Raw genomic sequence first — 13,438 nt, forward strand, 5'->3', positions numbered from 1 at the left:
CGATCGCAACGACTGCCGACTACCGACTACCGTTTTTTGGAGATGTAGACGCAGAGCGGCTGGATACCGTCGGTCGTATCGAACCACGATATATAAAAAGCCGATAGGCTTCGCGAGAAGTACCTCGTCGGTGGCAACTCGAGTCAGCGTATGGAACGTCAGTCACGCGAGACGGTGTCCGGGGAAACGAACGAGACGCCGAACGACGGGGCGTACGAGCGTCATCTCGAGCGGAGTCGGACGATGTGGAATCGCTGGAGCGATTACTACGGGATGAGCGAACGGGACTTCGAACCGATGCGCGAGGACCTGATCGATCGGCTCGAGATTCAGCCTGGCGACCGGGTCCTCGAGGTCGGCTGTGGACCCGGCGTGAACCTCGAGCGCCTTCGGAACGACGTCGGCGAGGCTGGCGAAGTCGTCGCCGTCGATTACAGCCCGGAGATGGTCGGGAAAGCCAGAGAGCGGATCGAGGACGGCGGCTGGGAGAACGTGACCGTCCGGTGTGAGGACGCGACGACGGCGACGTTCGACGAACCGTTCGATGCGGCGCTCGCGTCGCTCTCGCTGAGCGTCATGCCCGACGCACGGGCGACGGTCGAGAACGTGTACGGGTCGCTCGACGCGGAGGCACCGTTGGGCGTCCTGGACGTGCGGCCATTTCCCGAGGGACCGGGGCGAATCGTGAATCCGTTCGTCCGCCGGTTCCTGCAGTGGTACGCGAACTGGAATCCGGAGAACGACGTCCTCGAGTCGCTCGAGGCCGTTTTCGAGGAGAGCGACGTCGTCGAGACGCACCTCGGTGGGTTCAACTACGTCGTGCTCTGTCGGAAAGAGACAGCAACGGACTGACCGTCGTCGTCCGTGGCACGATCAGGGGGGAACTGGTCGCGGCGGGCGGCCGCAGGACGCCGGTTCGAAGCGGCTGCGAGTGCAACCGTGTGGCCCATGCAGGAGACTTCAGGTCAACGCCGACGAATCGGTTTCAGTGTGGTGATACAGACCGATAGCGCATACCTCCGTCTTCAGGCGGAGGTCAAGCGATAGGCATAGTGTATCAATCCATGAATCCCGCTATTACTGGATTTCCCACACCTTAACGAAGGCATTAAAACACTGACGAACAATAGTGTACAATACGGATGAAGACCACACGGCATGCGACCTACAACCTCAACTACCACATAGTGTGGTTGCCGAAGTGCCGTCAGTCGGTACTCGTCAACGAGGTCGCCGACCGTGTGCGAGACATCCTCCACGAAATCGCCGACGACAAGGGCTTAGAGATAATCGACCTGACCGTTCAACCCGACCACATCCACCTGTTCGTCAGTAGTCCACCGAAACACGCCCCATCCCTTCTCGCCAACTGGTTCAAAGGCATCTCCTCGCGCAAATACAACCATCGCTACGCCAACAACGACGGCGAGAAGATTCGATGGGCGCGGGGCTACTACGCAGGAACGGCGGGCCACGTTTCCAGCGAAACGGTTCAGGACTACATCCAGCGTCACGAGGGGGGAGACACATGACGGAACTCACCAAAACGCTGGAACTGAAACTGGTAGACCCGAACGCCCACAAGCGGAAGAAACTCCGCGAAACTCGGGACGCCTACCAACAGGCCCTTCAGGATGCGTTCGACGCTGGTTGTACCACCCAAACCGAAGCGAACGATGTAGTGGTCAATTACGACTTGTCGGGGTACGCGAAGAACGCCCTCAAGAAGTACGTCCCGCAGTTGACGACGACGTACAATGCAGGCGACCTACACGACGACCACCCCGTTCGGTTCACCAACGAGGGGCTACGCCTCGACCACAAGCCCGAGAACGCAATCGAGTGGTACGTCAAAATCCCGCATCATGAAGACTATCATCTCTGGATGCCAGCACAACCGAATCCCGACCAACGGGACTGGCTGGAAGCGTTAAACGCTGGTGACGCCGAGATGGGAGAGAGTCGGCTGTTACAGCGGAACGGAACGTGGTATCTCCACGTCACCGCCACCCGCGACGTGGAGGACTGTTCCGAGGCGTCCGTCGATGAACAGATGCCTATCGGAGTGGACATTGGGGAAGCGTCACTCGTCACGGTGTGTCACCGCGACGACTACGGTTCTCCAACCCGCCCCGAACTGTGGGCCGACGAAGGCAAGACCGTTCGCCAGCTACGCAAAACCTACTTCACCGCCACGCGACGGCTTCAGGAACGCGGAAGCGAGCGTCTCGCCGAGTCGTTCGGTGACCACCTGTGGACCCAGATAGACGACGTGTTCCACCGTGTCACCCGCGAAGTCGTGGAGTACGCCGAATCCGTCGAGAACCCCGTTCTCGTTCTGGAAGACCTGACGTACATTCGGGAGTCGATGGACTACGGCGAATACATGAATCGCCGTCTTCACGGGTGGGGATTCGCCAAACTCCACGCGCAGATACGGTACAAGGCCGTCGAGAAGGGGATTCCCGTCAAGACGGTGAATCCACGCAACACCTCGAAAGAGTGCCATGCGTGTGGTAAAGTGGGGTATCGTCCAAAGCAGGCGACGTTCAAATGCACGAACGATGACTGTTGGATGGGCGAATACCAAGCGGACGTGAACGGGGCGATAAACATCGCAGACCGCTACCTCAGCGGAGAGAGTCGTTCCAGAGAACACAAGAACGACGATGACTCGGCTGAGGATGGGGCGCGTTTGACCGCGCCACAAGACAGCCAAGCCGATGCTGAAATCCAGCAGGAGACGCTTGGAACGTATGCGTCTTGAAACCACAGGGTCGCTGCACTCGACCTGAAATCCCGTGGCGGGATTCCCGCGTCTTCAGGCGCGGGAGGAGGTCAATGTTCGGTGTTGGATTCCGTGTTGGGCTAGGATCGAGAGTCACCTTCGGGGTCTGACTCCTCTTCAGTATCCGATCGCTCTTCGAGTTCCGGCGCGGTCGCCGCTGTATCCGGATCAGTCCCGGAGTCGCCGTCTCCGTCGGGTGCCGTCTCGCGTGCTGGCGGGTCGCCCCCGTCCGACTCGCCGTCGAATTCGACGGACTGGTCGCCAGTTCCAACGACAGGTTCGGAAGACTCCTCGTCGAGAGTGGGAAGATCCTCGAGTGCGGGGGCCGGCTCGTCCGCACCGAGCAGTCGCGGGAGGGCAGTGTCGGCGAACGTCAGCCCGACGACGAGGATGATCGGGGCGAGAAACAGGCCGTGGAAGCCGAAGACGACGGGGCCGAAGATGTACGCGAGCATCAACAGTCCGACGTGAGTGCGCTTGCCGCTCAGGTACGGTCGGACGACGAGGTCCGGGATGGTGTCGACGACGACGACCGCAAGCAGGAGGAAACCGGCGACGTAGGCGAGCATTCCGAGGTCGCCGTTCATCGCGACCGGGACTGCCGCGGCGATCGCGACCGGGACGTAGACGATCTTCATTCCAACGACCGGAATCAGACTCGCGATCCCGGTAAGTGCGCCCGCGAGCGCGGGGTACGGGATCTCGACCGCTGACGGAGCGGCCACGTTGTACCCCATGAACGTCACCACTGCGACGACGGAGATGAGGATCACGTTCAGCAAGTTTCCGAAGAGGACGGCCTCGAGTTCCTCGTCGACGGCCTCCAGATACTCGCGGACGATCGCGTCGTCGTCGAACCGCAGGAGCCACTCGTGGACGTTCGAACCGTCGATCAGCAGGTAGTAAGTAACGACGACGGTGATCAGGAGGTTAAGCAGAAACCCTGCTACGAGGTCGGCTAGGAAGCCGGTGTGGTCGACGGCGTAGTCGATGAGTGGGTCGAACGTTCCGGACTCGTAGGCGGCGAACAGCCCCTGGAGAGTCAACTCGGGTGGGTTATCGAGCGCCTCGATCCACTCGGCGTCCTCGGGGACGGAATCGGTGACCTGGTACGTCTCGACGAAATTCTGCAGTTCGACCGCGAGCAACAGAACCGTGTAACTGAGCAAGCCGAGCAACGGCAGTGCCAACAGCGAGAGGACCAGTACTGCCCGAACTCGATCCGGGAGTTTGAACCGCTCGAGGAAGTGGTAAAACCGTCGCGTGGAGTAGTAGAGAAAGATCGCGACCGTGAGCGCGGCAACGAAGCGATAGGCGACGTAGGCGGTAACAGCGGCGACGCCGACCCCGAACAGGGCAACGACCGTGCGTTTCTCGTTCATTCGTTGGCCGATAACTACCCTTATTTTAAATAAATTTATCAACTGGTGTGTCGGTGTGCTCACAGTCGTCGTCTGTTCACTCGACACGTGGAGATCGGTCCCCTTTTTATCGGTCACCGCGAGTGATCGATCGTGAGCGACTACGACACCGTCTCGGCCGACGTCGAACACGAGGAGGAGATCCCGGAGGACCATCCCCGGTACCAGGATCTGCTGACTCGCCACCGGATCGAGAACGGCGTCGAGAAGGGGATCACCCACCTGCAGGGAATGCACGCTGAAGGTCGCGGCAGTGCTTTCGACTACCTGCTGGGCGAAGAGACGATCCCGTCCGCCGACGCCGCCGAACGCGCCGCCGCTGCACACCTCCTGCTGGCGGACCACCCCGTGCTCTCGATCAACGGCAACGTTGCGGCGCTCGTCCCCGGCGAGATGGCCGACCTCGCAGACGCGACGGGTGCCGACCTCGAGGTCAACCTCTTCAACCGAACGCCCGAACGAATGCAAGCGATCGCCGACCACCTCCGCGAGCACGGCGCCGAGGACGTGAAGGGACTCGAGGCCGACGCGCGCATTCCGAACCTCGACCATCAGCGCGCGAAAGTCGACGAGAACGGGATCTACGAGGCAGACGTCGTGCTCGTTCCCCTCGAGGACGGCGACCGTGCGGAAGCCTTAGAGGAGATGGGCAAGACCGAGATCGTCATCGACCTCAACCCGCTCTCGCGGTCGCCTCAGGTCGCCGACGTCCCGATCGTCGACAACATCATCCGCGCGGTACCGAACATGACCGACCACGCCCGGGAACTGGCCGACGCCGACGAGGAGATGCTCCGGGAGATCGTCGACGAGTTCGACCGCGAGCGAGCACTCGAGACGGCCGAAGAACGGATTCGAAACGGGTTCTAGCCGGTTGTCGGCCGAGACGGTTGCGTTCGACCCCCTAAGACTGCTTCTCGATTGCTGTACCTGTTTTCCGGCCCGGTGACCGTACGACCACCAAGCGAAATTCGATATATGTCCAGAATGTAAAATCGAACCCCGAGAACGTATCAATACAGCATAGATAAAATAAAATGAGGGTCGCGTATATTCTACGGCAGTGTCGGCCGATATCGATAGAGAACGCTGGAAACGTGAGCGATCCTCCGTCGTGACGAAAAGTCGTTACTCGAACGGTAAACCTGGCGCGTCAGGCCAGATGGAGGGTGTCACGACCGATCGAATCACCTCGAGTGCCCGATTCGAACGTGTCCCAGTTGCGCCGTAACTCCGCGGGTCGAGTAGGGACTAACTCGAGGACACGGCCCGTCCACAGACGGCCAGTGACGCATATCAACGATTCATACATTTTGCCATAGTTTTTTCTATCGTGAATGAGAAACTATCCTGAACGACATGCAAGAACAAGTAACCCTAAAATGCGTTTCGTGTGACACATCGTTCGAACCGGGACCGAACGGCGGCTTTTGTCCGAGCTGTGACACGCCGCACCCGGACTACGCGGGTAGCGACGGAGATGGGGACGAGGAAGCGACGGAAGACGACTCCGAGTCGACGGGAGTGGAGGACGACGAGTCGGAAGACGTAGTCGACGAAGCGGAAACGGACGAGAGCAAGGTCGACGACGACTCTGACGCGGACGAACAGGAAGAAGCCGTCGAGGGGGCCGAACCGGACGGCGAGTCCGCCGAAGACGACGAACTCGAAGAAGAAGCCGCCGAACCGGAAGCGGAGACGGTCGAAGACGATGCTGACGAAGACGAATTGGAAGAAGAGGCCGCCGAACCCGACGTAGACGAGAGCCAGGTCGACGACGAGTCCGAACCGGACCAGGCTGACGAAACAGCGGCGGACGAGGACGAACCCACGGCCGACGAGACCTGCCACTCGTGTGGCGCGGAGGTCGACGCGTCGATGGCGTTCTGTCCCGACTGCGGAGCCGAACTCGAGGAGGACGACGAGCCGGAGCTCACTGCCTGTCCGAGCTGCGAGAACCCGGTCGACGACGAGGCGTACTGCCCGAGCTGTGGACTGCATCTCGACCCGATCCGGGAGGGCGAGGAGTCCGCGGACGACGCGTCCACGGCGGACGTCCCCGAGGAAGTCACGCTCGTCATCAACGGCGAGGAGTACACCTTCGGCGACGGCGACACGTTCGGCCGGCAGGACGGCGAGTGGCTCGAGGATCTCGTCGAGGCAAGCGGCGGCCGCGACGAGGTAACCTACGTCTCGAGCGAACACCTCGAATTTTCCGTCGAGGACGACGGCATCTACGCGGTCGACGTCAGCACCAACGGGACCAGACACAACGGAACGGAGATCGACGGCACGTCGGCGAAACTCGAGGACGGAGACTCGCTCGAACTCGCCGATCGTGCGGAACTCGAGGTGAGCCTCTAGATCGACGGACGGAGAGCGGTCTGGTCGGACGCACGATCCGACGCTCGACCGTCCGGCAACTCGATACGAGGGGGCGGACGGATGGCGAGCGTTGCGGATCGGCGACGATCCGTCAGGCGGTCGGCGTCCTGTCACCGCTGTCTCGTGCACTCACTCGAACGAATCTGAACACACAATCCAACTGATCACATGACGACGACAATCTCACAGACGATAAACAGGCCGTACGTACCCGAACGAGGAGGTGGCATCTCCTGCGAGTTCGTCATCGAGCCGGAGGAGAGCGACGAGACTGCCGAACGCCACATCTCGATGTGCGTCGACAGCAGTGGCTCGATGGGCTACGGGAAGATGCGCCAGGTCCGCGATGCGGCGGGGCTGGTCTTCGGTCTGCTGAACGACGACGACTACCTGAGCATCGTGACCTTCGACAACGAAGTCGAAGTCGTAATGGACGCGACCCGCTGGGGCGATATCGACCGCGAGGAAGTCCACGAACGACTGGACGCAGTCGAGACCCGTGGCGGCACCGACATCTACGCCGGCGTCGAGACCGCGAAGAAGACGCTGCGGGAACTCCCCGAGGGCGACCAGATATCGAAGCGGATCCTGCTGCTTTCGGACGGTCGCGACCTCAATCGAAAGTCTCCGGAGTTCGAGCCGCTGGCGAAGGCGGTCGCCGACGGCGGCATCTCCATCTACTCCGCGGGTATCGGGACCAACTACGACCAGGACATCATCCGCACGCTGGGCGAACACTCCCAGGGGCGGTGGACGCACGTGGACAAACCGGTCGACATCAGGTCCTTCTTCGGCGACGTCGTCGAGGAGGCCTCGACCGTGATCGCGAACAACCCGCGGCTGGTGATCGATCCGATCCCCGGCTGTGAAATCGCCGAAGCCTACCGGCGACGACCACAGGTCCAGCAGGTCGACCTCGAGTACGACGGTGACTCCGTCGTCGTTCGGCTGCCGGACCTCCAGAACCACGAGGAACAGAAGATCGTACTGAAGATGGACGCGCCCGGCCACGACGTCGGGACGACGGAAGCGGTCGCCGACGTCGAGTTACAGGGGCTCTCCGAGACCGTCTCGACCGCCGTCGAAGTCAGTTACACCGACGACGAGGAGAAACTCGCCCAGCAGCAACCCGACACGTTCCTCGCCTATCGCGACACGAAGATCCGGAGCCAGCTCGCACAGGCCGACTCGGAGTCCGAACTCGAGGAGGTCAAAGAGCTGATCGACGAGACCGAAGTTATCACCGAGGAGACGTCGGTCGTCGACGACCTGCGACAGGACGTGACCCGGATCGAGGGCGGCGACGAGGAGAAGGTTCGCAAGGTACAGGAGAACACGACGGTCGTCTACGACGGCGGTCGATTCGACTGACCATGTGGATCCGACAGCGTCGAGTCGGGCGGTCGAACGGCTGTCGGCGTAACACGTCCCAGTCCATCACATGACCGAGTGGGAAACCGGAACCACACTCGCGGATCGGTACACCCTCCGCGAGGAAGTCGGGAAAGGCGGGTTCGGCGTCGTCTGGGCGGCGAAAGACGACGATCGAGACCGACTCGTCGCACTGAAACACCCCAACTACGGCGGCCAGGCACCCGACGACCTCGTCGACAAGTACTTCGAACGCGAACAGGACGTCCTCGAGGACATTCGCGAGGCGGGCGGTCATCCGAACATCATGGCCTATCACGGCCAGGCGCGTGCGAACGGGACGTCGTTTCTCGACGTGGAGTTGATCGACGGCGACGAACTCGGCGAGGTCGTCGAGAACGAGGATCCCATCGGCGATCCGGACGAGGTTCGCGAGATCGGTATCGGGATCTGTGATGCGATCTCGTTCCTGCACGATCACGACATCATCTACCGGGACCTCAAGCCCGACAACATCATGATCGACGGCGCTCGCGAGCCGAAGATTATCGACTTCACCACGGCCAAGGGGTTCGTTCCCGAACGAGGCGCACCCCAGTTTACGACCGGAGAGGGCGAGAGTTCCTCCTCGGGCGGCGATTCGACCGTTCCCGGCGAGTTCAAACCGCCGGAACTGAACCGCGGCTCCGAACAGCGACAGGGACCCTGGAGCGACGTCTACTCGATCGGGAAGATCCTCTGTTATCTCCTGGTCGGCTGGGTTCCGAAGGATCACGGCGTCTCGCCGGCTGATTTCGGCGTCGAGAGCGACGACTATCTGAACGAGATCGTCGAGACGGCGACCCAGCACGATCGGTCGGATCGGTATCCGAACGCGTCGGTGTTACGGCGCGCCCTGGAGGATCGGGACGCGACGATGCCGACCCAGGCGGCGATCACCTGGCTCGGCCGCGACGAACAGTGGACGATCAGTCCCGGAGACACCATCGGACGGCGGACCGAGGACGGCCCTCGGCCGTCGCTGATGCTGTCCGACGACCGCCACAAGGCGCTGTCGGCAGTCCACTGCCGGTTCGACGTGGACGACGACGGCAACTGGTACGTGGTCGACACCAGCCTCAACGGGACCTACATCAGCAAACACGACGAACGGAAGTGGCGCTTCCTGCTCTCGGAAGCCGGCCAGGGGCGCCAGCAGCAGGCCGGCGAGTCGGTTCCCGACGACGTCGAGACCCGGGCCCGTCTGGAGGTCGGGGACACCATCGCACTGGTCAGCCCGAGCTATCCGGAGCGATTCTACTTCCAGTTTAGCACGCAGCACACAGAGACCAATGGAACACGCTAGTACAGTCGACATCGGCGAACGAAAGCGACGGAGTGGCGGCATCAACGAGGACAGTATCGCGACGGCGGTGTTCGAGAACCACCACCGATCGGAGAGCCGACCGGTGGGTATCTTCGTTCTCGGCGACGGCGTCGGCGGCGAGACGAGCGGCGACGTCGCCTCTTTCCTTGCGACGACCGTGGTTCGCAAGCGACTCACGGAGGCGCTGTTGGGCGCCGGAACCGATCTTCTGGAACGATTCGAGGTCGACGCCTACGATGGACCGCCGCCGACCGCTTCGGAACGCGCGGCGTCCGCGCTGTCGCCCCGTCGCATCCGCACGGCCATCCAGGAGGGGATCGACGACGCCCATCAGTACGTCCAGGAGTACGCCCGCGAAATCGACGGCCAGCCCGCGACCACGCTCGTCGTCGGCGTCTACGTCGACGGCCGACTCCACTACGGCTGGGTCGGTGACAGCCGCATCTACCTCGTCAACGAACGCCACGAGGAGATCCAGCAACTCACGACGGATCATGCAGTCACCAACGAACTGCTCGAGCGAGGTGAGATCGAGGACGAGGTCGGCGCACGCATCCACACGCGCAACACGGCGATCACGAACGCCGTCGGTGGCTCGCCACACGGCAAACCGACCGTCGACGTCGAGTTCGGCTCCGTCGACGTCTACCGGGACGACGTTCTCTTGCTGACCAGCGACGGCCTGATCGACGCCTATCCCGACGTCGCACCCCTCCGTGACGAGTACGAACGGGCCGACGACGCCGACACGGTGCGCGAAGAGATCCTCGAGACCCTGGTCACCGACGACGAGATCAGGGACATCGTCCTCGAGGCCGCGGACCTCCAGACGGGCGTCGAGGACCTCATTGCGTTCGCCAACGATCGCGGTGGGAAGGACAACCTCTCGATTACGCTCGCACAGGACCCGAACGCCGACCCATCGCCGGAGACGGTTGCGGATCGGCTCTCGGCGACCGAACCCGACGGTCTGGCCGACCAGGAGACGGTCATCGAGACGCCGGGATCGAACCTCGAGTCCGGGGCCGAATCCGATCGGGATCCGGAGCAAGCGGCGACCGACCGCCGCGAGTCGACGGCGTCTCCAGACGTCGTCTCGGCGACCGAGCCCGAACTGGCTACTGCGGCGATCAAGATCGCAGGGACGGAGACGATCTACGAGATCGTCGACGGCGTCACGATCGGCCGAGACGACGACGAGGCCGAGGGCGCCGGACCGAACATCTGTCTCGTCGTCGACGACGAGGCCGTCGAACGACACCACACCCGTATCGAACGCGACGAGAGTGGCGACTGGTGGCTCCGCGATACCAGCGACGCCGGTACGTTCGTAGAAGACGACGGCGAGTGGATCCATCTCCGGTCGACGGACGACACGAGCGACGACGAGACGTACGACCCCGACGACGCCCGGTTCGTCAGTGACGGCCCCGAAGCACACCGGCTTCGGGACGGCACGACGTTCACGCTCGAGGACCCACGCGAGACCGATCCGATCGCGTTTCGCTTTTTCGGCGGCGTCGAACTGGCCCAGGAGCCGACGGGAGAAGACGAATCGGCGAACGAGAGTCTCCTCGAGCGATTCCGATCGTAGTCGGATCTCACGAGCGTCTCGAGCGGAACCCACGGAATCTGGTTTTCGGCGGAAAATTCGGTGTCCGGTGGCGTTTAGAGTTCACAGCCACAGAGCGGGCAGAAGGTGTAGGCGCCGTCTGACGGGATGTCCTCCCCACAGTCGGGACACACCTCTGCAGGATCGGCGTCCGCGTCGTACCCGCCGAAGTCGCCGGCGAAGATGCGCGTATCGGATGCGAACTCTTCGGTAGATTCGACGTCGTCCGTCTCTCCCTGGCCGTGTGAAGTCGAGACGACCGCTGGCTGGCCCTCGCTCTCGTCGGAATCAGCCGTCTCCTCCTGGTTGTCTTGGTCGGACTCGCTCCCGTCGGCCGCCGAGTCGCTGGTATGCTCGCTCGAGTCGTCCTCGCGTTCGGTATCGATCGAGTCACTGACGTCGGAGTCGGTCGCTCGGGGCGAGCGCGATCCGCTACCGGAGGGGCTCGAGGGGACGACCGGCCCTTTCCGTCGCGGCCGTCTGTTGACTGTCGCCGCTCCGCTCGGAGCGCGTTTCGACTTCGCTACCGCTTTCTCGGAGTCGTCCGTCGACGGCTCGGTCTGGCTCGTCTCCGACTCGGACGCTCGAGTATCCTCCTCGTCGCTCCGGATCGACGGGACGATACTGGCGAGTCGTTCGCCAAGCGCCGGCGAGTCCGACGTCTCGCGGCCTGCCTGCAGGAACGCGAGCCCGTAAGCGGTCGTAACCAGCAGCGGAGCGGCGACGAGGAACGCGCGGTCGAACGGCATGCCGGTCTCGGGAACGACGGCGAGCAGGAGCTGACTGAGCGGTCCCGCTCCCACGACAGGGTAGTCGCTCGCGAGGGCGACGACGACCGCGAAGGCAGGTAGCCCCGTAATCGCGCCGGCCAGCATGTTCGTCCGGATCCGGTTCCCTCGCAGCGATCCGACGGCGATCGTTCGGAACGCGAGTGCGTGTGCTGCGACCACGACGAGGACGAACGCCCACAGCGGAAGCGCCAGCGCCTCGGTCGTCGCCACCACGTAGCCGACCGGAGCGACGATAGCGACCACCGGGACGACGGCCAGCGACAGCGGACGAACGTCCTCGAATCGCGACTCGAGAACGCGACGGTAGCCGACCACCGCGAGCGCGCCCCCGGAGACGACCACGAGCCCAGTAGCGACCGCCACGGCGATCCGCCCGGCTTCGAGGCCGATCTCGCTTGCCCCCGCGAGTACGCCCACCGACTGCACCATACTGTGAGCGGCCGCGCCAAAGAGCAGTATGGCGACTGTCGCCAGTATCGAGAGAGGGACGGCGATAGCCTCGAGGACGGTAAGGACGCCGTGGTCGTACGTCGATCTATTCAGCAATTCCATGCTATACTAATCGTTAAATATGACGTAAATAAGTAGCGGTCGGTTCAGGCGTCGTAACGGTCTGGACTATCGTGAACTGTCACTCGATGCAGCAAACAGTGGGAGGGCGTCGGTTAGTCCGTGATCCGCGGCGAGACCGTGTCTCGTTCACCGTTTCGGTCGACTGTCAGAGACTCGTCGATGCCGACAGACGGAAGCCGGGATTTGACGTTCTCGAGCAGTTCTTCTACCCGATAGTAGGACAGCGAGAGATACTCGCTCAACTTGCGACTCGCGGTCGCGTCGATTTCGTAGCTGATCCCGCGTGAGCCGTTCAGTTTCTCGTCGTCGTAGTTGACCAGTACTCGGCGTGCCAGTTCGACGCCCTTCTCGGCGTCGTACCCCCGTGCGACGTAGTGTTTGTAGGGATGTCGGATCCACGAACACTCCCAGTGAGCGTAGACGTCGACCTTCTCGGCGTCGTCGAGTTCGTGAATCACGATGTGTAGCTGGTCGTCGGAAAGCGGCGACTCGCGCCACACCCACGACCCCTCGGAGGTGTTACCATCCATCCGGACCTTCAGCGAGGCGATCGGGTTCCGCGAGAAGCCGAGATCGGCGAGGATCTCCTCGAGTCGGTCCTCGGAGCAGTGAGCCGTCAGTGCATACTCGTCTTCCGTCGTGTGGCTGACGGCGTAGCCCCCGAAACTCCCCTCGATCAGGTAGTGTAGCTGCGGGATGAAGCTCCGCCGGACGGCGTTGACGAAGTCCTCTGTGTACCCCATAACTGGGTACGTCCACGGGACGTAACCGATTGAGCGTTGGGCAAGCAGGTGCCACTCCAGTCTGTCGTCCCAACGATTATTTCGCGCCACCTCGAATTCGGAGGTATGCCATCGCTCGAGCCACCGTGTCTGCGATCGGAACATGCCTCCAAGGGAGCGGCCGAAGGAGCGAAACTGGGCGGGAAAGTCGGCGGCGTCGCCGGTCCCGCTGGCGGTGCGGTCGGTGCCGGCGTCGGTGCGGCGACGGGCTACCTCGCGGGGACGGCCAGAGACCGCGTCGAGTCCGTACTGAAACCGTTTTGAGCACGTCGCCCACCGTAGAGCTGCCGGGGCCATCGGTGTCACCCGCTGTCGAGGGTGATACCGCGAGCCTAAACGTGGGACGGCC

At 62.7% G+C, this 13,438-nt stretch carries 11 protein-coding genes and 1 pseudogene; 9 read left to right on the forward strand and 3 right to left on the reverse strand.

What is annotated here, in order from left to right:
- Positions 1–150 precede the first annotated feature (150 nt).
- The 3 genes from BLR35_RS12820 to BLR35_RS12830 all read left to right on the forward strand — a co-directional run bounded on the left by BLR35_RS12820 (position 151) and on the right by BLR35_RS12830 (position 2,767).
- On the forward strand, positions 151–852 hold the full coding sequence (locus tag BLR35_RS12820; RefSeq protein ID WP_090382490.1) for a methyltransferase domain-containing protein: 702 nt from the start codon (positions 151–153) through the stop codon (positions 850–852).
- Positions 853–1,142: 290 nt separating this feature from the next.
- Entirely contained in the window at positions 1,143–1,532 is a 390-nt protein-coding gene (gene tnpA / locus BLR35_RS12825; protein WP_090382492.1) for an IS200/IS605 family transposase, read from the forward strand.
- Positions 1,529–2,767, forward strand: a complete 1,239-nt coding sequence (locus BLR35_RS12830; RefSeq protein ID WP_090382495.1) for an RNA-guided endonuclease InsQ/TnpB family protein — start codon at positions 1,529–1,531, stop codon at positions 2,765–2,767. Before tnpA ends, BLR35_RS12830 begins: the two co-directional genes overlap by 4 nt.
- 347 nt (positions 2,768–3,114) lie before the next feature.
- On the opposite strand, the pseudogene BLR35_RS12835 reads toward BLR35_RS12830, so the two are convergent.
- Positions 3,115–4,170 (reverse strand): annotated as a pseudogene (locus BLR35_RS12835) (AI-2E family transporter); the annotation flags it as partial.
- A gap of 132 nt (positions 4,171–4,302) precedes the next feature.
- On the opposite strand from BLR35_RS12835, the gene BLR35_RS12840 reads away from it, so the two are divergent.
- The 5 genes from BLR35_RS12840 to BLR35_RS12860 all read left to right on the forward strand — a co-directional run bounded on the left by BLR35_RS12840 (position 4,303) and on the right by BLR35_RS12860 (position 10,925).
- Positions 4,303–5,079 (forward strand): 4-phosphopantoate--beta-alanine ligase, encoded by a 777-nt coding sequence (locus BLR35_RS12840; RefSeq protein WP_090382499.1) that lies wholly within the window; start codon positions 4,303–4,305, stop codon positions 5,077–5,079.
- 489 nt (positions 5,080–5,568) lie between these two features.
- On the forward strand, positions 5,569–6,573 hold the full coding sequence (locus tag BLR35_RS12845; RefSeq protein ID WP_090382502.1) for a double zinc ribbon domain-containing protein: 1,005 nt from the start codon (positions 5,569–5,571) through the stop codon (positions 6,571–6,573).
- Positions 6,574–6,762: 189 nt separating this feature from the next.
- Entirely contained in the window at positions 6,763–7,965 is a 1,203-nt protein-coding gene (locus BLR35_RS12850) for a vWA domain-containing protein (protein ID WP_090382504.1), read from the forward strand.
- Positions 7,966–8,035: 70 nt separating this feature from the next.
- Positions 8,036–9,310 carry a protein kinase domain-containing protein gene (locus BLR35_RS12855; RefSeq protein ID WP_090382507.1) on the forward strand — a complete coding sequence of 425 codons (1,275 nt, stop codon included), beginning with the start codon at positions 8,036–8,038 and terminating at the stop codon, positions 9,308–9,310.
- Positions 9,297–10,925, forward strand: coding sequence for a protein phosphatase 2C domain-containing protein (locus tag BLR35_RS12860; RefSeq protein WP_090382510.1), 1,629 nt, complete (start codon positions 9,297–9,299; stop codon positions 10,923–10,925). Before BLR35_RS12855 ends, BLR35_RS12860 begins: the two co-directional genes overlap by 14 nt.
- Positions 10,926–10,999: 74 nt before the next feature.
- Here BLR35_RS12860 and BLR35_RS12865 read toward each other — a convergent pair whose 3' ends face one another.
- Positions 11,000–12,286: a hypothetical protein gene (locus BLR35_RS12865; RefSeq protein WP_090382513.1), complete on the reverse strand. Its 1,287-nt coding sequence runs from the start codon at positions 12,284–12,286 to the stop codon at positions 11,000–11,002.
- A 113-nt stretch (positions 12,287–12,399) separates the two neighbouring features.
- Complete coding sequence (locus BLR35_RS12870; protein ID WP_090382514.1) at positions 12,400–13,050, reverse strand: hypothetical protein; 651 nt, start codon at positions 13,048–13,050, stop codon at positions 12,400–12,402.
- A 105-nt stretch (positions 13,051–13,155) separates the two neighbouring features.
- On the opposite strand from BLR35_RS12870, the gene BLR35_RS12875 reads away from it, so the two are divergent.
- Positions 13,156–13,353 carry a hypothetical protein gene (locus BLR35_RS12875; protein ID WP_089789024.1) on the forward strand — a complete coding sequence of 66 codons (198 nt, stop codon included), beginning with the start codon at positions 13,156–13,158 and terminating at the stop codon, positions 13,351–13,353.
- Positions 13,354–13,438 lie beyond the last annotated feature (85 nt).

It is taken from the genome of Natronobacterium texcoconense, assembly GCF_900104065.1.
Classification (GTDB): domain Archaea; phylum Halobacteriota; class Halobacteria; order Halobacteriales; family Natrialbaceae; genus Natronobacterium; species Natronobacterium texcoconense.